This is a genomic window from Ensifer sp. ENS07, from assembly GCF_014852185.1.
In the GTDB taxonomy this organism is placed as follows: Bacteria; Pseudomonadota; Alphaproteobacteria; order Rhizobiales; family Rhizobiaceae; genus Ensifer; species Ensifer adhaerens.
In genome coordinates this window covers 185,013-205,606 of sequence record NZ_JACVBE010000010.1, presented here as the reverse complement: position 1 = coordinate 205,606, position 20,594 = coordinate 185,013, and the positions used below count along the sequence as shown (strand labels likewise).

Annotated in this window: 22 protein-coding genes; 12 read left to right on the top strand and 10 right to left on the bottom strand. The window is 62.5% G+C overall.

Features of this window, described 5'->3' with window-relative positions:
- Window positions 1-85: 85 nt before the first annotated feature.
- Both IB277_RS26185 and IB277_RS26180 read left to right on the top strand, forming a co-directional pair.
- Entirely contained in the window at window positions 86-718 is a 633-nt protein-coding gene (locus IB277_RS26185) for a septation protein A (protein ID WP_090295448.1), read from the top strand.
- 5 nt (window positions 719-723) lie between these two features.
- Complete coding sequence (locus tag IB277_RS26180) at window positions 724-1,308, top strand: DUF2585 domain-containing protein (protein WP_060611309.1); 585 nt, start codon at window positions 724-726, stop codon at window positions 1,306-1,308.
- A gap of 259 nt (window positions 1,309-1,567) precedes the next feature.
- On the opposite strand, the gene IB277_RS26175 is transcribed toward IB277_RS26180, so the two are convergent.
- The 5 genes from IB277_RS26175 to ccmA form a co-directional block, all read right to left on the bottom strand.
- Window positions 1,568-2,176 (bottom strand): DsbE family thiol:disulfide interchange protein, encoded by a 609-nt coding sequence (locus IB277_RS26175; protein WP_060521458.1) that lies wholly within the window; start codon window positions 2,174-2,176, stop codon window positions 1,568-1,570.
- The gene (ccmD, locus tag IB277_RS26170) at window positions 2,173-2,349 is read right to left on the bottom strand and encodes a heme exporter protein CcmD (RefSeq protein WP_090295256.1); all 177 of its coding nucleotides are present in this window, start codon (window positions 2,347-2,349) and stop codon (window positions 2,173-2,175) included. The genes IB277_RS26175 and ccmD overlap by 4 nt, the downstream gene beginning before the upstream one ends.
- Window positions 2,346-3,116 carry a heme ABC transporter permease gene (locus IB277_RS26165; protein ID WP_060611226.1) on the bottom strand — a complete coding sequence of 257 codons (771 nt, stop codon included), beginning with the start codon at window positions 3,114-3,116 and terminating at the stop codon, window positions 2,346-2,348. The genes ccmD and IB277_RS26165 overlap by 4 nt, the downstream gene beginning before the upstream one ends.
- Before the next feature lie 164 nt (window positions 3,117-3,280).
- Window positions 3,281-3,940, bottom strand: coding sequence for a heme exporter protein CcmB (gene ccmB, locus IB277_RS26160; RefSeq protein WP_034802831.1), 660 nt, complete (start codon window positions 3,938-3,940; stop codon window positions 3,281-3,283).
- 63 nt (window positions 3,941-4,003) lie between these two features.
- A complete protein-coding gene (ccmA, locus tag IB277_RS26155; protein WP_090295254.1) occupies window positions 4,004-4,654 on the bottom strand; it encodes a heme ABC exporter ATP-binding protein CcmA in 651 nt (216 codons plus the stop codon).
- Between the two features lie 271 nt (window positions 4,655-4,925).
- Between ccmA and acnA the strand changes: the two genes are divergently transcribed.
- The 3 genes from acnA (at window position 4,926) to IB277_RS26140 (ending at window position 9,314) form a co-directional block, all read left to right on the top strand.
- Entirely contained in the window at window positions 4,926-7,616 is a 2,691-nt protein-coding gene (acnA, locus tag IB277_RS26150; RefSeq protein WP_034802837.1) for an aconitate hydratase AcnA, read from the top strand.
- Between the two features lie 205 nt (window positions 7,617-7,821).
- Window positions 7,822-8,595: a thioredoxin family protein gene (locus IB277_RS26145; protein ID WP_090295252.1), complete on the top strand. Its 774-nt coding sequence runs from the start codon at window positions 7,822-7,824 to the stop codon at window positions 8,593-8,595.
- A gap of 314 nt (window positions 8,596-8,909) precedes the next feature.
- Window positions 8,910-9,314, top strand: coding sequence for a DUF2794 domain-containing protein (locus IB277_RS26140; protein WP_176960281.1), 405 nt, complete (start codon window positions 8,910-8,912; stop codon window positions 9,312-9,314).
- Between the two features lie 118 nt (window positions 9,315-9,432).
- Here IB277_RS26140 and IB277_RS26135 read toward each other — a convergent pair whose 3' ends face one another.
- From IB277_RS26135 to IB277_RS26120, 4 genes are all read right to left on the bottom strand, one after another.
- Complete coding sequence (locus IB277_RS26135) at window positions 9,433-9,987, bottom strand: GNAT family N-acetyltransferase (RefSeq protein ID WP_034802847.1); 555 nt, start codon at window positions 9,985-9,987, stop codon at window positions 9,433-9,435.
- 123 nt (window positions 9,988-10,110) lie between these two features.
- Complete coding sequence (locus IB277_RS26130; RefSeq protein WP_090295248.1) at window positions 10,111-10,857, bottom strand: Bax inhibitor-1/YccA family protein; 747 nt, start codon at window positions 10,855-10,857, stop codon at window positions 10,111-10,113.
- Between the two features lie 221 nt (window positions 10,858-11,078).
- Entirely contained in the window at window positions 11,079-13,631 is a 2,553-nt protein-coding gene (locus IB277_RS26125) for an ABC transporter permease (RefSeq protein ID WP_110818895.1), read from the bottom strand.
- Window positions 13,628-14,353: an ABC transporter ATP-binding protein gene (locus tag IB277_RS26120; protein WP_090295445.1), complete on the bottom strand. Its 726-nt coding sequence runs from the start codon at window positions 14,351-14,353 to the stop codon at window positions 13,628-13,630. Before IB277_RS26120 ends, IB277_RS26125 begins: the two co-directional genes overlap by 4 nt.
- A gap of 66 nt (window positions 14,354-14,419) precedes the next feature.
- Between IB277_RS26120 and IB277_RS26115 the strand changes: the two genes are divergently transcribed.
- Window positions 14,420-15,061, top strand: coding sequence for an arylesterase (locus tag IB277_RS26115; RefSeq protein ID WP_090295245.1), 642 nt, complete (start codon window positions 14,420-14,422; stop codon window positions 15,059-15,061).
- A 114-nt stretch (window positions 15,062-15,175) separates the two neighbouring features.
- Complete coding sequence (gene thpR / locus IB277_RS26110; RefSeq protein ID WP_090295243.1) at window positions 15,176-15,766, top strand: RNA 2',3'-cyclic phosphodiesterase; 591 nt, start codon at window positions 15,176-15,178, stop codon at window positions 15,764-15,766.
- Here the strand turns inward: thpR and IB277_RS26105 are convergent.
- The gene (locus tag IB277_RS26105; RefSeq protein ID WP_090295240.1) at window positions 15,703-16,179 is read right to left on the bottom strand and encodes a low molecular weight protein-tyrosine-phosphatase; all 477 of its coding nucleotides are present in this window, start codon (window positions 16,177-16,179) and stop codon (window positions 15,703-15,705) included. The two genes, thpR and IB277_RS26105, sit on opposite strands and share 64 nt — an antisense overlap.
- Before the next feature lie 85 nt (window positions 16,180-16,264).
- Between IB277_RS26105 and IB277_RS26100 the strand changes: the two genes are divergently transcribed.
- The 5 genes from IB277_RS26100 (at window position 16,265) to IB277_RS26080 (ending at window position 20,508) form a co-directional block, all read left to right on the top strand.
- On the top strand, window positions 16,265-16,582 hold the full coding sequence (locus IB277_RS26100; RefSeq protein ID WP_060611238.1) for a 4a-hydroxytetrahydrobiopterin dehydratase: 318 nt from the start codon (window positions 16,265-16,267) through the stop codon (window positions 16,580-16,582).
- Between the two features lie 86 nt (window positions 16,583-16,668).
- Complete coding sequence (locus IB277_RS26095; protein WP_034802857.1) at window positions 16,669-17,046, top strand: YkvA family protein; 378 nt, start codon at window positions 16,669-16,671, stop codon at window positions 17,044-17,046.
- A gap of 397 nt (window positions 17,047-17,443) precedes the next feature.
- Window positions 17,444-17,947, top strand: a complete 504-nt coding sequence (locus IB277_RS26090) for an invasion associated locus B family protein (RefSeq protein WP_034803141.1) — start codon at window positions 17,444-17,446, stop codon at window positions 17,945-17,947.
- Between the two features lie 232 nt (window positions 17,948-18,179).
- Complete coding sequence (gene rlmN / locus IB277_RS26085) at window positions 18,180-19,415, top strand: 23S rRNA (adenine(2503)-C(2))-methyltransferase RlmN (protein WP_034803143.1); 1,236 nt, start codon at window positions 18,180-18,182, stop codon at window positions 19,413-19,415.
- Window positions 19,416-19,554: 139 nt separating this feature from the next.
- Window positions 19,555-20,508 carry an ABC transporter substrate-binding protein gene (locus IB277_RS26080; protein WP_090295239.1) on the top strand — a complete coding sequence of 318 codons (954 nt, stop codon included), beginning with the start codon at window positions 19,555-19,557 and terminating at the stop codon, window positions 20,506-20,508.
- Window positions 20,509-20,594: the final 86 nt, after the last annotated feature.

Below are 20,594 nucleotides of genomic sequence, written 5' to 3'. Positions count from 1 at the left end.
GTTACGCCGGCCCGTTGCCTTGATATGGTTTTGCCGCAAAGCTGGTGTTATGAGCAGCAGGTACATGCAGAAACAGGACCCCCAGATGTCGTCGATCGAGGCTGCCAAGCCGCAGAAGGAAGTCAGCCCCTTGCTCAAGTTGGTGCTGGAGCTTGGGCCGCTGATGGTCTTCTTCTTTACCAATTCGCGTGGCGAATGGTTGGCCGGGCATTTTCCGGCGCTCGCCGAACTCGGCGGTCCGATCTTCATCGCCACCGGCCTGTTTATGGCCGCGACCGCAATCGCGCTTGCCGTCTCCTGGCTGCTGACCCGCACCCTGCCGATGATGCCGCTGATTTCGGGCATCGTCGTCTTCGTCTTCGGCGCGCTGACGCTCTGGCTGCAGAACGACACCTTCATCAAGATGAAGCCGACGATCGTCAACACGCTGTTCGGCACGATCCTGCTCGGCGGCCTGCTGTTCGGCAAGTCGCTGCTCGGCTACGTCTTCCACTCCGCCTTCAAGCTGGATGAGGCCGGCTGGCGCAAGCTGACGCTGCGCTGGGGCCTGTTCTTCCTGGTTCTCGCCGTGCTCAACGAAGTGGTCTGGCGCTCGTTCACGACCGATTTTTGGGTCGCCTTCAAGGTCTGGGGCACGATGCCGATCACCATTCTCTTTACGCTCGCCCAGATGCCGCTGATCATGAAGCACTCGCTTGACCAGGAGAACGCCGAGTGAGCACGATGCTCGAGGAGAATGACAGCCGCAACCGGCACGCACTCCTCTGGCTCGCCGCCTGTTTTGCTGTTCTCATCATCCAGATCGTCACCCAGCATCTGATGGGTCGCCTCTGGATCTGCGAATGCGGCTACGTCAAACTGTTCGAGCCCGTGGTCAAATCCAGCGGCAACTCGCAGCATATCGCCGACTGGTACACGCCGTCGCACATCATCCACGGCTTCCTGTTCTACGGCCTCGGCCATCTGCTCCTGCGCGGCAAGCCGCTGACGGCAAAGCTCTTCCTTGGGACCGTGATCGAATCGGCCTGGGAGATCGCCGAAAACACGCCGATGGTGATCAACCGCTACCGCTCCGCAACGATTTCGCTCGACTATTTCGGCGACAGCATCCTGAATTCGACGATGGATACACTGGCCATGGCCGCCGGCTTCCTGTTTGCCGCCCGCATGCCCGTCTGGCTGACCGTAACGGTCGCCATCGTCTTCGAACTCTTCACCGGCTGGCTGATCCGCGACAATCTCACACTCAACGTGCTGATGCTCGTCTGGCCGCTTGATGCGGTCCGGGACTGGCAGGCGGGGATTTAAGCGGGCTTCGGTCGCCGTCGCAGCCCCTCATCCCGCATCCGCGACCTTCTCCGGCAGATGGGGCGAAGGGACTGAGGCACTCACTTTCATTCCACGACTGCCCGGCAGGGAAAGCACGGTTTTATGCCGTCGATGCGATGCGAGAGTTTAGGGCAACCGAGCGCTAAGTGTCTTCTTCGCCCCGCTTGCGGGCAGAACGCCGGCAGGCGGATGAGGAGCAAATCCCTCCCATCCGAATGAGAGCTAATGCCGGGAGCGGTTACGAACCCGCAGTCGCCTTTTCGATCGCCGGCAGCAGACCCGTCTTCACGCTGTTTTCGTCGAACGGGCCGACGCGCTTGTAGAGGATCGTGCCGTCAGCGCCGACGAGATAGGATTCCGGAATACCGTAGACGCCCCAGTCAATCGCCGCCTTGCCGCGCGGGTCGACGCCGATGGCGGAGAAGGGATTACCGAGTTCGCCGAGGAACCTGAGCGCGTTTTCGTTCTGGTCCTTGTAGTTGATACCGACGACGGTCAGCCGCGGATCCTTCGACAGTTCGAGGATGAAGGGATGCTCCTGCCGGCAAGGCACGCACCAGGAGGCCCAGACGTTGACGAGCGTCAGCTTGCCCTTGATCGCCGCATCGGTCAAAGCCGGCATCGGCTGGCCATCGCGCGTCGCACCTTCGAGCGCCGGCATGTCGAGTTTCGGCGCCTTGGTGCCGATCAGCGCGGAGGGGATTTCGCTCACGTCCTTGCCGGAATTGAGCTGGCTCCAGAAGATCGCCGCAAGCCCGGCGAATATGACGAGCGGCAGCGCCGCCAGCACGAAACGCATGGGGCCGGGTTTGCGCTCCTCGTTACCCGGAGCGGGTGCGTTGCTCATCGTGTTTCTCCGGTAGCCGGTTCGGCCGAGCGCCGGCGGATGCCTGCGGCTTCGAGTTCGGTGAGTTCACGCCGGCGGGCACGACCGTCGAGCACGACCCAGGCAATCAGACCTAGGACCGTCAGCGTGGCTATTCCATAGCTCGTGAAAACGTAGGCGGCGTGGCTCATCATTGTGCGCGGGCTCCCCGTCCGGCAGCACGGGCCGCAAGGCGCCTGAGCGCCGTGACGCGCCGGCGCAGGATTTCGTTGCGCATGGCGGCGATGTGCAGCGTGAAAAACAGCAGTGTAAACGCGACCGCCATCACGATCAGCGGCCACAGGAACTCCGGATCGATCGTCGGTCCGTCGAGCCGCATGACGCTCGCCGGCTGATGCAGCGTGTTCCACCACTCGACCGAGAACTTGATGATCGGGATGTTGACGAAGCCGACGAGAACCAGAATGGCCGAAACCTTGGAGGACCGCGCCGGATCGTCGATCGCGCGGTTGAGCGCCATCAGTCCGAGATACATCAGGAACAGCACGAAGACCGAGGTCAGCCGCGCGTCCCAGACCCACCAGGTGCCCCACATCGGCTTGCCCCAGAGCGAGCCGGTGACGAGCGCCAGGAAGGTGAAACAGGCGCCGATCGGAGCTGCCGCGCGCGAGGAGACGTCGGCAAGCGGATGGCGCCAGACGAGCGTACCGAGAGCTGCCAAGGCCATCACCGAATAGCACATCATCGACAGCCAGGCCGCGGGCACGTGCACATACATGATGCGCACCGTTTCGCCCTGCTGGTAATCACCTTCCGTCGTGAAGGAAAGCCAGACGCCGGCAACGAAGAACAGCGCCGTCAGCCCGGAAAGCCAGGGCAACAGACGGTCAGCCAACGCCAGGAACCGCGTCGGGTTGGCGAGATCGCTGAATTTGCGGATGGCCAGGCTGTTTTCGCTCATGTTGGCTCTTTAACGCTTAAGGCGCCCGCCTGCAATTGATCCGCGTCAATCGCCCGATCACGATCGAGTTGGAACGCGGATCATAAATGTTATCGATCTGAACGGCTTAGCGACAAATCCATGGGAATGCCGCAAACACTTTCGCCCGTTCTGGCCCGATTGCGTCAATCGGACGCGTGCCGAAGTGCTGCGGCGGCGGCAACCGGGCCGATGACGGCGAAGAACAGGGTGATTGCCGCAAGGATCATCAAAGGTGGCAGGAACGGCGCCGGATCCTCGATCGCCGCATAGACAGCGCTGACACCGAAGATCAGCACCGGGATCGCCAACGGCAGAACAAGGATCGAAACCAGCAGCCCGCCACGCGGCAGCGACACGGCAACGGCCGCCCCCACTGCACCGATGAAGGTGATCGCCGGCGTGCCGATCAGAAGCGTCAGCATGGTGGCGCCGATGGCGATCTCGCTCATGTTCATGAAGAGGCCGAGCAAGGGCGAGGCAATCACCAGCGGCAGGCCGGTCGCCGCCCAATGCGCCGCACATTTGACGAAGACGGTGAAAAGCAGCGGCGTTTCCTGCATCAGCATCAGGTCGAGCGAGCCGTCGTCGCGCTCCGCCTGGAACAGCCGGTCGAGGCCGAGCAGCGAGGCGAGCAGCGCGCCGATCCACAGGATCGCCGGTCCGATGCGCGAAAGCAGGTTCAGGTCGGGACCGACACCGAAGGGAATGACTGCCACCACAGTCATGAAGAAGAGCACGCCGATCATCGCCCCGCCGCCGGCGCGGATCGACAGTTTGAGATCGCGGAAAAAGAGCGCGATCATAGCGGCAACCTCCGGATCGGCACGCGCGCGTTTTCCGGCAATGGGCTTCCAGGCATTGCGACCCTATGCATCATGCCAGCGATCTCCTGCCAGATGCTCGAACCCCGTCATGTGCAGCTCCTTCGTGCGGTCGAGCCCGAGTGGCTGGTGGGTCGCCGCAATGACGATGCCGCCTTTGCCAAGATGCGCCTTCACCAGATCGGCAAACAGCCGGTCGGCGCCGGCGTCAAGCGCTGCGGTCGGCTCGTCGAGGATCCAGATCGGGCGATAGGCAATGACCAGCTTGGCCATCGCCATGCGCCGCTGCTGGCCGGCCGAGAGATAACCGAAGGGCAGATGGGCGATATCCGGCAGGCCAACCGCTTCGACCGCCTCGGTGAGCGTGGCGCCGCGCGCCCCGGGCGAATCACCCATGAAGTCTCGCCAGAAGGAAAGATTTTCCGCGACGGTCAGTTCACGCTTCATCGCGTTGCGGTGTCCGAGATAGTGGCTGAGCTCGGATGGATGGGCGATTTCCGGGGGGCCATTCTCAAGTTTCAGGTGCCCGCTTTCGGGCCTCAACAACCCCGCAAGAACCCGCAGCAAAGTGGACTTGCCGGAGCCGTTCGGACCCGTCACGACAAGGGCTTCCGAGGCGTCGAGAATAAAGGAAATATCGTTAAAAATCAGGTCCTCACCGCGCTTCGCGCTCAACCCTTCAGCCATGAGGCGCATGAATTTTCAGCTTCCCTTCACTCTCTTTGCCGCAGGGCAAAAAAAAGTCCCGTTTCGACCTTCGTTGCTCTGGCACGTTTTGGAGAAATTATCTATAAGGCGGCCAACACGCCAGCGGTCGGCGTGAATTTCATCCTAGCGCCGAACATGGAATGAATTTCCACGTACGGACAGCGGAAATGGCCGCACCCGCATCCCAATTCGCGCTTCACAGGCGCTCGGGCGTTCGTACGTCAGTTTTTGGCGATCAGACGGAACGGGGTATTATCCAGTGTCCAAATCCCTAGACAGCTTCAATTGTCGCTCCACGCTCACCGTCAACGGTGTCGACTACGTCTATTACAGCCTGCCCAAGGCTGAGGCGAACGGTCTCGCCGGCGTTTCCAAGCTGCCCTATTCGATGAAGGTTCTGCTCGAGAACCTGCTGCGCAACGAAGATGGCCGCTCCGTCACCAAGAAGGACATCGAGAACGTTGCCGCCTGGCTCAACGACAAGGGCACGGCTGAAAACGAAATCGCCTACCGCCCGGCCCGCGTTCTGATGCAGGACTTCACCGGCGTGCCTGCTGTCGTCGACCTCGCGGCGATGCGCGACGCCATGGTCTCGCTCGGTGGCGACCCGGAAAAGATCAACCCGCTCGTCCCCGTCGACCTCGTCATCGACCACTCCGTCATCGTCGACGAATTCGGCACCCCGAACGCCTTTGCCCGCAACGTCGAGCTCGAGTACGAGCGCAACGGCGAGCGCTACCGCTTCCTGAAGTGGGGCCAGCAGGCGTTCAAGAACTTCCGCGTCGTTCCGCCCGGCACCGGCATCTGTCACCAGGTCAATCTGGAGTATCTGGGCCAGACCGTCTGGACCCGTGAAGAAGATGGCGTCGTCACCGCCTACCCGGACACCTGCGTCGGCACCGACAGCCACACCACCATGATCAACGGTCTCGGCGTTCTCGGCTGGGGCGTGGGCGGCATCGAAGCGGAAGCTGCCATGCTCGGCCAGCCGGTCTCCATGCTCCTGCCTGAGGTCATCGGCTTCAAGCTCACCGGCAAGCTCAAGGAAGGCGTCACCGCGACCGACCTCGTGCTTATGGTCGTGCAGATGCTGCGCAAGAAGGGCGTTGTCTCGAAGTTCGTCGAATTCTTCGGCCCGGGCCTCGACAACATGACGCTCGCCGACCGCGCCACCATCGGCAACATGGGTCCGGAATACGGTGCCACCTGCGGCTTCTTCCCGGTCGACAGCGAAACCATCAACTACCTCACCATGTCCGGCCGTGAAGAGCAGCGCATCGCTCTCGTCGAAGCCTATTCCAAGGCTCAGGGCATGTGGCGTGACGGTGACGGTTCCGAGCTCGTCTTCACCGACACGCTCGAACTCGACCTCGGCGACGTCGTTCCGGCCATGGCTGGCCCGAAGCGTCCGGAAGGCCGCATCCCGCTCGAAAGCATCGCATCGGGCTTCGCAACCTCGCTTGAAGGCGACTACAAGAAGCCGGGCCAGCTTTCGAACCGCTATGCCGTCGAAGGTACCGATTTCGATCTCGGCCATGGCGACGTTGCCATCGCTGCGATCACGTCCTGCACCAACACCTCCAACCCGTCGGTCCTGATCGCTGCCGGCCTGCTCGCCCGCAACGCGGTCGCCAAGGGCCTGAAGTCCAAGCCGTGGGTCAAGACCTCGCTCGCACCGGGATCGCAGGTCGTCGGCGAATACCTCGCCAAGTCCGGCCTGCAGAAGGACCTCGACGCGCTCGGCTTCAACCTCGTCGGCTTCGGCTGCACGACCTGCATCGGCAACTCCGGCCCGCTGCCGGCCCCGATCTCGAAGACGATCAACGACAAGGGCCTGATCGCCGCCGGCGTTCTTTCGGGCAACCGTAACTTCGAAGGCCGCATCTCGCCGGACGTCCAGGCGAACTACCTCGCTTCGCCGCCGCTCGTCGTCGCCTACGCGCTTGCAGGTTCCGTCCAGAAGGACCTGACCAACGAGCCGCTCGGCGAAGACCAGGACGGCAAGCCGGTCTTCCTCAAGGACATCTGGCCGACCTCCAAGGAAATCCAGGAGTTCATCTTCAAGTACGTCACCCGCGAACTTTACGCGACCAAGTACGCCGACGTGTTCAAGGGCGACGAAAACTGGCAGGCCGTTCAGGTTCCTCCGGGCCAGACCTATGCCTGGGACGACGGTTCGACCTACGTGCAGAACCCGCCCTACTTCGTCGGCATGGGCAAGTCCGGTTCGGGCATCTCCGACATCAAGGGCGCCCGCGTGCTTGGTCTCTTCGGCGACAAGATCACCACCGACCACATCTCGCCGGCCGGTTCGATCAAGGCGGCCTCGCCGGCCGGTGCCTACCTCATCGGTCACGGCGTCGGCGTTGCCGACTTCAACCAGTACGGCACGCGTCGTGGCAACCATGAGGTGATGATGCGCGGCACGTTTGCCAACATCCGCATCCGCAACCACATGCTCGGCCCGAACGGCAAGGAAGGTGGCTACACCATCCACTATCCGTCCAAGGAAGAGATGTCGATTTACGACGCCGCCATGCAGTACAAGGAAGAGGGCGTTCCGCTCGTCATCTTCGCCGGCGTCGAATACGGCAACGGTTCGTCGCGCGACTGGGCTGCCAAGGGCACCAACCTGCTCGGCGTCAAGGCCGTCATCGCGCAGTCCTTCGAGCGTATCCACCGCTCGAACCTCGTCGGCATGGGTGTCATTCCCTTCGTCTTCGAGGAAGGCACGACCTGGGAATCGCTTGGCCTCAAGGGCGATGAGATCGTCACGATCGAAAACCTCGCCAATGTCCAGCCGCGCGAAAAGCGCGTTGCCAAGGTAACCTACGGCGACGGCAGCGTGAAAGATGTGCCGCTCGTCTGCCGTATCGATACGCTGGATGAAGTGACCTACGTCAACAACGGTGGCATCCTGCAGACGGTTCTGCGCGACCTCGCCGCCTAATCGCGCGAGCGCATACGAGGCTCCGGAGCCGGGACGCCGAAAGGCGCCCCGGCTCTTTCTTTGAGGTGCACCTGCCGACGATCCGGTGCCGGGTCGCGCTCACTTGCCACCTCACTCCAACGTGACTTCCCGTTGATGCAGGGGCGTCGTATGTAGTGAACTCCCCCACAAGGAGTAGGCCGACGGCCGGTAACGAAGTGACGCCATGACATCCGCAGACCGTTCTTTCATTCGCCCTGTTGCACTGGCTTTCGGGCTGCTCGCAGCCGCCGGTGCCCCTGCCGGGGCGCAGGAGAAACAGGCGGTCAAGGGCGTTGTCGAACTGTTCACCAGCCAGGGCTGTTCGTCCTGTCCGCCGGCGGATGCGGCGCTGAAGTCGCTGGTCGACGAGGGCGATGTGGTGGCGCTCGCCTATCACGTCGACTACTGGAACTATCTCGGCTGGGCCGACACGCTGGCATCGAAGGAAAACACCGAGCGGCAATATGCCTATGCGCGCATGCTCGGGCGCAACGGCGTCTACACGCCCCAGGCGATCCTGAATGGCCGCGACCACTTGAACGGCGGCAATCTGCAGGCAATCAAGACGCGGCTGGAAACGATGAAGGCGGAAGGCAAAGGGCTTGCCGTTCCCGTCGGCGCCAAGATCCTCGGCGAAGAAATCCAGATCACCATCGGTAGCGGCATCGGCAAGGCCAACGTCGTCGTCGTCTATTTCGACCGCGCCAAGATCGTGAAGATGGAGAAGGGGGAGAACCGCGGCAAGGAAGTCCCCTATTGGCATGCGGTGCGTGACATACAGACGATCGGCATGTGGGACGGCCAGCCCGCGTCCTTCACGCTGCCGGCGACGGTGCTGACCGAGCGCCCGGGAAACAGCGGCTGCGCGATCCTGCTGCAATCGATGAAGGACAAGGAAACGCCGGGTGCCATCATCGGCGCTGCGGCCGTGCTCGCCGGCCCTCAGGGCAAATTGTAGGGACGGCGAAGCGCAAGGGGTTGGTTCGGCCCGGCAGCATCGAGGGGCTGGGGCTGAGGGTTCGAAGTTACCGGACCGAACCGGCCATAACTGCGTTCGGTGAACTCCCGCAGCATGACGATCTGACCGGACATACGGTGGCAACGACTCTGTCCGTCAGCGCCCGCGAGTTTTGCGATGAATTGGGGCGCCGGTTTGACTGAAATGGGGCAGAGGCAAGAAATGACCTCATCGTCCCATGGCTTCCAGCTTGCTTTTCGGCTCGTGTCAGGCACACTGTAATCGTTCTGTCACAACAGAAGGCCGGATTGCCGATGACCGATGAGCCGGATTTGCCGCAAGGCGAGGCGCGCCATCAGCGCGAGACCACTTCCGAAGTGGTCATCGATCTACACGAATACAAGAACGCCAAGAACGCTCCCCCCATCACTTTCCATCGTCGCGAATTGGATCAGATCCTGTGGGTCTACGGCCGTATGGTCGGCGAAGGCGAGTGGCGGGACTACGCGATCGACCACCTGAGGGACCGCGCGGTCTTCTCAGTGTTCAAGCGTTCGGGCGAAATGCCGCTCTACCGGATCGAGAAGAACCCGAAACTGGCCGCGAAACAGGGCGCCTATAGCGTGCTGAACATTCACGGCACGATCCTGAAGCGCGGTCACGAGCTCGCCCAGGTGCTCAAGGTATTCGACAAGGTGCTGAGGCTGGTGGAAACCTGACCAGCGGGAAAGGGTGCCATCAGGAGACGCACGCCGACGTCACGGGCAGCAACGGCACGACCTGCCTACGGCGCGCTGCGAGGCGCTTCGCCGACTGACATTCTTCAGCAAGCGATGGTCACTGGTAGAGGGTGTCCGGATAGACGTCTTCCGGCGGGTCGGTCGCCTGGCCCTCGCCGAGCGCGAGCTGCATGATCGTCGTGTCGAGCCAGCGGCCATGCTTGAAGCCGGTCGCTTTCATCGTGCCCTGGAGTTCGAAGCCGAGCGACCGGTGCACGGCGATCGAGGCCGGATGGGCACCGCCGATCACCGCGACCATCTGGCGGAAGCCGAGTTCCGTGCAACGCCGGACGAGTTCGACCAGCAGCGCCTTGCCGGCACCCTTGCCGCGCGCTTCCGGCGCCAGGTAGATGGAATCCTCGACCAGGAAGCGATAGGCCGTGCGCGTGCGGAAGCCGGATGCGTAGGCATAGCCGATGATCGTCCCGCCCGCGTCTACCGCAACCATGTACGGGTAGCCGCTGCCGATGATCGTTTCGAACCGCGCCCGCATCTCCTTTTCGGATGGCGGGTTGATCTCGTAGGTCGCAACCCCGTGCAACACGGATTCGCGATAGATCTCGGTGATGACGGGAAGATCGGCCAGGGTGGCGTCGCGCAGGGTCAGGGACATGGCTAAAGACTTTGATCCCAAGGTTTCGTCGTCCTTTCACTCCCACGGAGTCCGGACGCTTTCAAGCTGCTTCAGCAAACAAAAAAGGCGGCCGAAGCCGCCTTTTCCGTGTGCTGTTCAGACTTAGTTGTTCCGGTTGCCCATGAACTGGAGCAGGAACATGAACAGGTTGATGAAGTCGAGGTAGAGCGTCAGCGCGCCCATGATCGCCTTGCGGCCGGCAACGGCGCTGTCATCGGCTTCGTAGTACATTTCCTTGATCTTCTGCGTGTCGTAGGCGGTGAGGCCAGCGAAGATCAGCACGCCGATCACGCTGATCGCGAAGGCGAGCGCCGAAGAGGCGAGGAAGATGTTGACGATCGACGCGATGATGACGCCGAACAGACCCATGATCAGGAACGAGCCCATGCCGGACAGGTCCTTCTTCGTGGTGTAGCCGTAAAGCGACAGGGCGCCGAACGAGGCGGCCGTCACGAAGAACGTCTGAACGATGCTCTGGCCGGTGTAGATCAGGAAGATCGACGACAGCGACAGGCCCATCAGGGCCGCATAGATCCAGAACGTCGTCTGCGCGGCAGAAACGCTCATGCTATTGATGCGGAAGCTCATGAAGAACACGAGCGCCAGCGGCGCCAGCATCACCACCCACTTCAGCGGGCTCGTATAGATCGCAGCACCGAAGGCAGTCAGCTGGCCATCCGAAAACGCCATTTGGAAGGCCAGGTAGGCCGCGACGCCAGTGATCGCCAGACCAAGCGCCATCAGGTTGTAGACCTTCAGCATGTATGCGCGAAGGCCTTCGTCAATCACGGCACCCGCCTGAGCGCCGGCGGGCGACATTCGGGTTTGGTAATTTCTCAGATCAGCCATTGTTTCCTCATTCAAGCTCCGGTGGAAGTTACGGTGTCGGGCGGCGAATATCGCCCTGGAAGATGAGCTTCCACGCCCAGGCGCCGCTGCGGAGCTCCAGCATGCCTGTGGACAAATATGATGCCGAAACCCGCTGCACACAAGACCCGGCACTCCCGGATTCCGTTGCACTGGACCGATTCAGACCGGCGCAATAGGGATTTACGGTTAACTCGGCCCGGTCAAAGTTCGCGCAGGACCGGCGCCGCCTTCTGCCCGAGAATGCGCCATGTACCGGCAAGTCCGATGCCGACCGTCATCACCAGCGCTGCCACAACCGTCACGATCGCCACGTCGGGCAGGAAGCTCGACGGCAGCGTCATGATGCGGTTGACGACGAACCAGGCGGCGATACCGCCGGCAAACAGCGCAAAAACTGCGGTTGCAAGACCGAGGATCGCGTATTCGTAGCTGAACGCCTTGATCAGCGTCACCCGCGTTGCCCCCAGCGTCTTCAGGACCACCGCATCATGGACGCGCGCCCGGTTGCCGGCCGCAAGCGCGCCGGCCAGCACCAGCACGGAGGCGACGAGCGCCACGGCCGCGGCCGCCCGGATCGCCGTTGCCAGCTGACCGAGCAGCCCATTCACAATGTCGAGAGCGTCCTTCACCCGTACGCTGGTGATCGTCGGATAGGCATTGGTGACGGCCTTCAGGACCGCCGCCTCCTCTTCCGGCGTCGCCGACGGATCGATCACAGTCGCCAGCCAGGCATGCGGCGCGCCGGCAAAGGTGTTCGGCGAGAACACCATGACGAAGTTGATCGACAGCGATTCCCACTCGACATTGCGGAAGTTGGCAATCTTGGCGGTGATGTTGCGGCCGAGCACATTGACGGTGACCGTATCGCCGATCTTCAGGCCGAGTTCGCCGGCCTCCTCGGACGAGAAGGAAACCAGGGGTTCGCCGCTGTAGTCGGCCGGCCACCAGGCACCTTCGGACAGCGTCGAATTCTCCGGCTTGTTCTTGGCGTAGGTGATACCGCGGTCGCCGCGCAGCACCCATTGGCCTGCAGGCGGCACGTTGCGGCTGTTCACGTCCTCACCGTTGAAGGCGGTGATGCGGCCGCGCAGCATCGGCACCTCGATGACCTTGCCCTTCGGGATCGCCTGGTTCAGCACCGAGCGGAAACCTTCAATCTCGCTGCCCTGGATATCGACGAAGAAGAAATTCGGCGCTCGCTCCGCCATGCTTCCGGTGAGTTCGCGGCGCAGATTGCCGTCGATCAGCGCCAGCGTCACCAGAAGCGCCAGACCGAGCCCAAGCGACAGCACCACCGAGGAGGTCAGCGCACCCGGACGGTGAATGTTGCCGATCGCCAGTCTGAGAGCCGGCGAATTGACCCGCGGGCTGCGGCGCGCGAGCCAGGCGATCGCGAGCGCAACGGCCCTGAGCACGATGAAGGCGAAGGCAATCGCGCCGAGGAAGACGAGCGAAATATAGCGGTCGTAAGCCGTAAAGATCGCCAGGCCGGCGAGCGCGGCAAGACACGCGACGGCGCCGAGCAGATAGGGCCAGGCCGGAAAACCCGAGGGATCGAAACCCTGCTGGCGGAAGAGTGCGGTCGCAGGAATGGCGCGCGCCCGTCCGAGCGGCAGGATGGCGAAGGTCAGCGCCGTCAGCACGCCGAACAGGGCGGCAAGCCCGAGCGCGCCCGGATAGAGATGGAAGGCGGTCGAAATCGGCAACAGGTCGGCCAAAAACTGCGCCGCGACAAAGGGGATCAGAGCTCCGAGCGCGAGCCCGATAACGATGCCGATCAAGGCGATCATCAGGATCTGTGCGAGATAGATCATCGCCACCAACGCAGCGGGCGCGCCCAGGCATTTGAAGGTCGCGATCACGCTGCGCTTGGCATCGAGATAGGCGCGCACCGCATTGGCGACGCCGACGCCGCCGACGATGAGCGCCGTCAGGCCGACAAGCGTCAGGAACTGCGAGAAACGCGTGATGTTGGCCGTCAGCGCCGGTGCTGCGTTGCCGCTGGTGCGGATCGACCAGCCGGCTGCCGGCTGGCTTTTCTCCGCCTCGGTGCGAACGGCCGCAACCCCTGCCGGATCGGCGAGCTTCACCTTGTATGTGTGCTCGACGAGGCTTCCGGTCTGCACCAGTCCCGTCGCCGCCAGGGCTTCGTCCGAGACCATCAGGCGGGGCGCGAAGCCGAAGCCGTCGGAAAGCGCATCCGGCTCGCGCGTGATCGTGCCGGCGATCCGGACACGGGCGTTGCCGAGAAGGATTTCGTCTCCGACCTTAACGTCCAGGCGGTCGAGCAGCAGAGGCGCCACGACCGCACCGAAGACGTCGCCGTCGCGTGCGATGAGGTCGTGCAGCGGCCTGTCGGGTTCGCTCTCCAGCGTGCCATAGAGCGGATAGGCCGCTTCGACGGCCTTCAGTTCCACCAGGGCTTGATTGGAACCGTCGGGCAGCCGCGCCATAGATCTCAGGCCAGCGGAAACCGCAACGGTTCCAAGACCATCGAGATAGGCGCGCTCTTCGGTCGTTGCGACACGATTGTTAAGCTCGAAGCGAATATCGCCGGCGAGCAGTTCCTGACCCTGCGATGCGATCGTCGCTGTGATCGATTGCGACAGCGAATTGACGCCGGCAATCGCCGCCGTACCCAGCGCAATGCAGGCGAGGAAGATGTAGAAGCCCTTGAGCCCGCCGCGCATTTCACGCAGCGCCAGCCGCAGGGCAAGCAGCGGCCGCAGCCGTACCGAAGGCGCGCCGATCATGCCGAGGCCGCCTGCTGGACCGGCGCCACGGCCACGGGGTCCGCGGCGCCGCCGGCAACGATCTCGCCCGAGCGCACCCGCACCTGCCGCGCGCAGCGGTCGGCAAGGGCGGCGTCATGGGTCACGAGCACGAGTGTCATGCCGCGGTCACGCTGTTCGGCGAAAAGCAGATCGGCGATCTGCCGTCCGGTTTCAGCGTCGAGGTTGCCGGTTGGTTCGTCGGCGATCAGAAGCTTCGGCGAGGGCGCAAGCGCCCGGGCGATCGCAACGCGCTGCTGCTCGCCGCCCGAGAGCTGGCCGGGATAATGGCTGAGCCGCTCGCCGAGGCCGACGGCGACAAGCTCCTTGCGCGCGATCTCGAAGGCGCCCGACACATTGGCCAGTTCGAGCGGCACGGCGACGTTTTCGAGTGCCGTCATGTTGGGAATGAGGTGGAAGGACTGGAAGACGATGCCGATGTTGCGCCCGCGAAAGTCCGCCACCCGGTCCTCGTCGAGCCGGTGCAGCGGCGTGCCGTCGATGACGATCTCGCCGCGATCCAGCCGCTCGAGCCCGGCAAGCACCATTAGCAAAGTCGACTTGCCTGAACCGGACGGGCCGACGATGCCGACCGATTCTCCGGCATTGATCGTCAGGCTCATGCCTTTCAGCACATGCACCGAGGCGGCCGCCTCGCCCAGCGTCAGATCCGCGTTTTTAAGTTCGATGATGGTGCTGGCCAAGCGAAACAACCCTATATGAAACGAAGTGGGGAACAGAAACGGCATTCGGGATTTAGGAACAGGCCCATGGCATTAAAAGGATTTCAACGGGTTTTCTTGGCACTGATGATGACATTTGCGTTATCATGCACCGCACGCGCCGAGACGATCAGCCTGATCGGGTTCGGCGACAGCCTGATGGCGGGTTATCAGCTCCCGCCGGAGGACGCCTTCCCGGCTCGGCTCGAAAAGGCGCTGAAGGAAAAGGGCTTCGACGTGACGATCGCGAACGCCGGCGTTTCCGGCGACACGAGTTCCGGCGGTCTTGCCCGCATCGACTGGTCGGTGCCGGATGGTACCAATGGCGTGATCCTCGAGCTTGGCGCCAACGACGCGCTGCGCGGCATCGCGCCTGAAGAGACCCGCAAGAACATCGAGGCGATGATCACCCGGCTGAAGGACCGCGGCATCGCCGTGCTGCTCGCCGGCATGATGGCGCCGCCGAACATGGGCGGCGACTACGCCGCCCGCTTCAACCCGATCTATCCGGAACTCGCCAAAAAATATGGGCTGGAACTCTATCCGTTCTTTCTCGACGGCGTGGTGACGGAGGCCAAGCTCAAGCTCGAAGACGGCATGCATCCCAATGGCGACGGCGTCGGCGTCATGGTCGAGAAGGCCCTGCCCGTCGTCGAGCGGTTTCTGGCAACGCTGAACAAGACGGAGTGATGACATCGTCCACAGTTAAGGCAACGTTAATATTCTGAAGCGTCAAATACCAGTTGCGTGCAGATGCGATGCGTGATTCGCTAAGACATCTGCAAGAGATTCGGGGAGCTCGCCATGCCGAGACTATTCACCGCCCTCGAAATTCCGCGCAATGCTGCAATGAGTCTTTCATTGCTGCGCGGAGGTCTTCCCGGAGCTCGCTGGATCGATGTGGAGAACTACCACATCACCCTGCGCTTCATCGGTGACGTCGACTGGCGCACCGCCGACGAGATCATCGACAAGCTCGATCGCATCGAACGTCCTGAATTCCAACTGCAACTGAACGGCACCGGCGCATTCGGCTCGAAGAAGCCGCACTCGGTCTGGGCCGGCGTTACCAACCATCCGGAAATGTATGCGCTGCAGGCCGAAATCGAGCGCATCTGCCAAAGGCTCGGACTGGGGCCGGACCCGCGCAAGTTCACCCCGCACGTGACGCTGGCGCGGCTGCGCTCCAGCCGTGTCGAAGACGTGGTCGAGTACCTCTCGGGGCGCGGCAACTTCATGACCTCGCTCTTCACGGTCTCCCGCTTCGTGCTGCTCTCGTCGCGCGATTCAGTCGGCGGCGGACCGTACCTGACGGAAGAGCTTTTCCCGCTTCACGAGGTGCGTTCGCCGAGCCTTTCGAGCAACGACGAACATCCGGCCTCCAGCATCTGGTAAAGCGCCTCGAAGGCTTCCCGCCCTTCGTAATAGGGATCCGGCACGTCCCGCAGGTCGCCTGACGCATAATCGAGAAAGAGATGCACCTTCTGCGCCGTGCCATCCGGCGCGAGCCTTTTCAGCGTGCGGACATTGTTCTCGTCCATGCCGAGGATGAGGTCGAAATCACTGAAATCTGCCGCCGCCACCTGGCGTCCGCGCAGTGTAGAAATATCGATGCCGTGCCGCCGCGCCGTCTCTATCGATCGCCGGTCCGGCGGATCGCCGATATGCCAGGCGCCGGTTCCGGCCGAATCGATCTCCAGCGCTACAGCCAATCCCTCTTGCTTCGCCAATGCGCGCAACACGCCCTCGGCAAGCGGCGACCGGCAGATGTTGCCGAGACAAACGAAAAGAACTCTGACCGGTTTCATGCTATTCAGATTCGAAGGCTGGAGACAGTTGACGCTTATACGCGACAGCTCGGGCTTCGAACAGGCGCATGGGAGGAGACAAGCGATGGCAGCGGAGAGACTGGACGAGGCGACGATTGCCGACAACCTTCACAAGATGGAAGGGTGGGTGCGGGCCGAAGACGGCAACTCGATCTGGAAGGCGTTCCGCTTCAAGAACTTCGTCGAGGCCTTCGGCTTCATGACCGAATGCGCGATCGTCGCCGAGAAGCTCAACCATCACCCGGAATGGTTCAACGTCTACAATCGCGTCGACGTGACGCTGACGACCCATGACGCCGGCGGATTGAGCGAACTCGACTTCAAGCTGGCGGCGCGCATGGACAAGGCAGCGTCAGGCCGCATGCCCGATCATTTGAAATAGGACGCGGAATTCCCATATTGAAAGCGCCGGAGCGCCGCGCGTTCACGAGAACGCCTGGCGGCCGAGAATATAGCGGAAGCGGGACGATGGACGACATCAAGATTGGTGAAATTCTCTTGCCTGGCGAAGAATCCGAGCAGGAGCGGCGGGAAAAGCGCGTGAAGCGCCGCTTCTGGCCGACCTTTCGCCGAGCTGCCCGCCAGATCCCATTCAGCCGCGACCTGGTTGCCGCCTATTACTGCGCCATCGATCCGAAGACCCCGACACGCACCCGCGGCATCCTGCTTGCAGCCCTCGCCTATTTCGTGCTGCCGATCGATATCATCCCCGACGTGCTGGCCGTCGTCGGCTTCTCCGATGACGTTGCCGTCTTGACCGCGGCCTTTGCTGCCATCAGCGGGCAGATCAAGGAAACGCACTATACCAAGGCCGATGAGACGCTGGCCGATACGCCGGAGAGCTGACGTCGGACGCCGCCTGTCCGGTTGTGGCGCCGCATTCCCGCCCGAAAGTCAAACTCTTGCCTAATTCTTTGTGGCATAGATCTGCAAGTGACGCTGGTCGCGCGCTTTGGTGCGGCTGACGCCATGCAATGGCTTGGGGCAGGAAACCTTCTGGAACGGGCATTCCGAGGTAACGCGCATCCTCGATCGAGCCCGGTTCGGCGAAGGCGCGAATCGGCGGTCGAAAGGCACTGTGCGATGGGGCAAACCGCTCCATTTCGGGGCTAAAGCCGCGGTTTTCGGCCACCGTTGACGGTTTGGTAACCTGAATTAAGTCAAAACAAATCAAATCATGACTACGCGTCGCCCGTCTGACCTGTTTCGGGTGATCGAAAAGCAAGAAAAGCGGCAGGACCTCATGTTTGTAAGAAAGATCGCAACCGCAATCGCACTCGTTCTGGCCACCGCCAGCATGGCTGCCGCCCAGTCTCCGACGCGCATCCAGCAGTTCAACGCCTGGGGCGCCTATTCCTACAATGCCGGCGGCGGCAAGGTCTGCTACGTCCTTTCGGTTCCGAAGGAAAAGAGCCCGGCCGGCGTCGACCATGGCGACATCTTCTTCCTCGTTTCCCAGCGCCCCGGCCAGAACATCAGCTACGAGCCTCAGGCAATGATGGGCTATGCGCTGCAGGAGAACTCCAAGGTCAACGTCGTCATCGACGGCCGCACCTTCGTGATGTTCACCAAGGGCAATTCGGCCTGGGTCGAAAATGCTGCCGAAGAGCCGGCACTGGTTGCCGCCATGAAGAACGGCAAGGCCATGTCGGTCAACGCCAAGTCGCGCAAGGGTACCGCGACCTCCTACTCCTACTCGCTCTCGGGCATCTCCGCTGCGCTGAAGCAGATCGAAGCCTGCAAGTAATCGCGAGACCGAAAGTCACGCGTAGGGGCCGGCTGCAAAGCCGGCCTTTTGCGTTCAAGGGGCCTGCCTCGTGACTCCCGGCCAAAACAATGCTAAAGGGCGGCCAACTTGAGAGCCTCCGCGCCCCGATAGGCCGCTTTCGATGGCTCGACCGATTTCAATTCGCGCATCAGGACGATTTCCGGACCCGCTCTCCGGACGGCCTCTCGCCGTATGACAGGACATCATGAGCATGGCAGCCACTGAAATTCTGAACCGGGTGGAAATCGCCAAGGCGCCGCAGGTGCGCGCAGCCGTAGAGGCGGAAAAGCCGTCGCTGATCGGACTTCTGCGCGAGGACATGGCCAAGGCACTGGTCGAAAAGGGCGTGCCGGAACGCCAGGTCAAGATGCGCGTCAGCCAGCTCTGGCACTGGCTCTACGTGCGTGGCGTCTCCGACTTCGATCACATGACGAACGTGTCCAAGGACATGCGCGAGATGCTGAAGCAGCATTTCACCATCGCGCGCCCGGAGATCGTCGAGGAACAGATTTCCGGCGACGGCACCCGCAAGTGGCTGTTGCGCTTCCCGGCGCGCGGGGCCGGACGACCGGTCGAGATCGAGACCGTCTACATTCCCGAGGAAGGCCGCGGCACGCTCTGCATTTCGAGCCAGGTCGGCTGCACGCTCACCTGCTCCTTCTGTCACACCGGCACCCAGAAGCTGGTGCGCAACCTGACGGCCGAGGAAATCCTCGCGCAGCTGCTGCTTGCCCGCGACCGGCTCGGCGACTTCCCGGAGCGCGACACCCCGCAGGGCGCGATCGTGCCGGCTGAAGGCCGCAAGATCACCAACATCGTGATGATGGGCATGGGCGAGCCGCTCTATAATTTCGAGCAGGTCAAGACCGCCCTTCTGATCGCCTCTGACGGCGAAGGCCTGTCGCTGTCCAAGCGCCGCATCACGCTGTCGACCTCAGGCATCGTGCCGGAAATCTATCGCACCGGCGAAGAGATCGGCGTCATGCTGGCGATCTCGCTGCATGCCGTGCGCGACGACCTGCGCGACATGCTGGTGCCGATCAACAAGAAGTACCCGCTGAAGGAACTGATGGACGCCTGCCGCGCCTATCCCGGCCTTTCCAACGCCCGCCGCATCACCTTCGAATACGTGATGCTGAAGGACGTCAACGACAGCCTCGAAGACGCCAAGCAGTTGGTGAAGCTCCTGAAGGGTGTGCCCGCAAAGATCAACCTCATCCCCTTCAACCCCTGGCCGGGCACCAACTACCAGTGTTCCGACTGGGAGCACATCGAGAAGTTTGCCGACTTCATCAACCAGGCCGGCTACGCCTCGCCGATCCGCACACCACGCGGCCGCGACATCCTTGCCGCCTGCGGCCAGCTGAAGTCGGAATCCGAACGCATGCGCAAGGTCGACCGCCTCGCCTTCGAAGCGATGATGATCGCCAATCACGGCGAAGATTGAGACGAAGCGCCTCCTCGGGTCCTTCGTTCCTCGCCCATCACCCATCGATGAAGAACTTTGATGGGTGATGCAGTTCCTATCGATTGATTTCATGTCATCGGTTTCCTAAGAAAGCGGGACATCAATTGGAGGACAACCCATGCGCTCACTTCTCATCGCCCTTGCCGCCACGGTGGCATTCACCCTGCCCGCCCGTGCCGATGAGGTGACCGTCGCCGTAACCGCGATCGTCGAGCATCCGGCACTCGACGCGGCACGCGACGGCGTGAAGGACGCGCTGACCGCCGCCGGCTACAAGGAAGGCGAGAACCTCAAATTCATCTACGAGTCGGCCCAGGGCAACCCGGCGACCGCCGCGCAGATCGCCCGCCAGTTCGCAGGCGAAGCGCCGAACGTGATCGTTCCGATCTCGACGCCGTCGGCCCAAGCGGTCGTCTCCTCGACCCGCGATATCCCGGTCGTCTTCACCGCCGTTTCCGACCCGGTCGGCGCCCAACTGGTCAAGGACATGGACAAGCCCGGCGGTAACGTCACTGGCCTCTCCGACATGTCGCCGGTTGCCGAACACGTTGCCCTGATCAAGGAAATCCTGCCGAACGCCAAGTCGATCGGCTACCTCTACAATTCCGGCGAAGCCAACTCCGTTTCGCTGCTCGCGGTGCTGAAGACCGAGGCCGAAAAGGCCGGCCTGACCGTCGTCGAGTCCGCCGCGACCAAGTCGGCTGAAGTCCAGGGTGCTGCCCGTGCCCTCGTCGGCCGCGCCGATGCGATTTACGTGCCCACCGACAACACGATCATCTCCGCACTTGAAGGTGCCGTCGCCGTCGCCGAAGAAGCCAAGCTGCCGCTCTTCACCGCCGACACGGACTCGGTTGCCCGCGGCTCGCTCGCAGCCCTCGGCTTCAACTACTACGACGTCGGCAAGCAGACTGGCGAAATCGTCGTTCGCATCCTCAAGGGCGAAAACCCGGGCGATATCGGCGTCAAGGTTGCTGCCGGTTCCGACCTGGTGATCAACAAGAAGGCCGCCGAGAAAATGGGCGTCACCCTTCCGGAAAGTGTCGTAAAGCGCGCAACCCGCGTCGTTGAATAAGGCTTTCGGCCTTTTCAGGTTCAAGTTTGTTGCGTTTTGCCCGCCTCCGTTCCATACGGGGGCGGTTCGCTATGAGGGGCCCGGAA

Bases quoted from the DNA above. Each gene is read 5' to 3' on its own strand.
- ccmB (WP_034802831.1), bottom strand. From the start codon at position 3,940: ATGATCGCGCTCTTTTTCCGCGATCTCAAACTGTCGATCCGCGCCGGC.
- IB277_RS26095 (WP_034802857.1), top strand. From the start codon at position 16,669: ATGGACGACATCAAGATTGGTGAAATTCTCTTGCCTGGCGAAGAATCC.
- IB277_RS26135 (WP_034802847.1), bottom strand. From the start codon at position 9,987: ATGTCCCTGACCCTGCGCGACGCCACCCTGGCCGATCTTCCCGTCATC.
- IB277_RS26180 (WP_060611309.1), top strand. From the start codon at position 724: ATGCTCGAGGAGAATGACAGCCGCAACCGGCACGCACTCCTCTGGCTC.
- IB277_RS26140 (WP_176960281.1), top strand. From the start codon at position 8,910: ATGACCGATGAGCCGGATTTGCCGCAAGGCGAGGCGCGCCATCAGCGC.
- IB277_RS26145 (WP_090295252.1), top strand. From the start codon at position 7,822: ATGACATCCGCAGACCGTTCTTTCATTCGCCCTGTTGCACTGGCTTTC.
- IB277_RS26105 (WP_090295240.1), bottom strand. From the start codon at position 16,179: ATGAAACCGGTCAGAGTTCTTTTCGTTTGTCTCGGCAACATCTGCCGG.
- IB277_RS26125 (WP_110818895.1), bottom strand. From the start codon at position 13,631: ATGATCGGCGCGCCTTCGGTACGGCTGCGGCCGCTGCTTGCCCTGCGG.
- thpR (WP_090295243.1), top strand. From the start codon at position 15,176: ATGCCGAGACTATTCACCGCCCTCGAAATTCCGCGCAATGCTGCAATG.
- IB277_RS26080 (WP_090295239.1), top strand. From the start codon at position 19,555: ATGCGCTCACTTCTCATCGCCCTTGCCGCCACGGTGGCATTCACCCTG.
- IB277_RS26115 (WP_090295245.1), top strand. From the start codon at position 14,420: ATGGCATTAAAAGGATTTCAACGGGTTTTCTTGGCACTGATGATGACA.
- ccmA (WP_090295254.1), bottom strand. From the start codon at position 4,654: ATGCGCCTCATGGCTGAAGGGTTGAGCGCGAAGCGCGGTGAGGACCTG.
- IB277_RS26100 (WP_060611238.1), top strand. From the start codon at position 16,265: ATGGCAGCGGAGAGACTGGACGAGGCGACGATTGCCGACAACCTTCAC.
- IB277_RS26165 (WP_060611226.1), bottom strand. From the start codon at position 3,116: ATGAGCGAAAACAGCCTGGCCATCCGCAAATTCAGCGATCTCGCCAAC.
- IB277_RS26175 (WP_060521458.1), bottom strand. From the start codon at position 2,176: ATGAGCAACGCACCCGCTCCGGGTAACGAGGAGCGCAAACCCGGCCCC.
- IB277_RS26185 (WP_090295448.1), top strand. From the start codon at position 86: ATGTCGTCGATCGAGGCTGCCAAGCCGCAGAAGGAAGTCAGCCCCTTG.
- ccmD (WP_090295256.1), bottom strand. From the start codon at position 2,349: ATGATGAGCCACGCCGCCTACGTTTTCACGAGCTATGGAATAGCCACG.
- IB277_RS26130 (WP_090295248.1), bottom strand. From the start codon at position 10,857: ATGGCTGATCTGAGAAATTACCAAACCCGAATGTCGCCCGCCGGCGCT.
- IB277_RS26090 (WP_034803141.1), top strand. From the start codon at position 17,444: ATGTTTGTAAGAAAGATCGCAACCGCAATCGCACTCGTTCTGGCCACC.
- rlmN (WP_034803143.1), top strand. From the start codon at position 18,180: ATGGCAGCCACTGAAATTCTGAACCGGGTGGAAATCGCCAAGGCGCCG.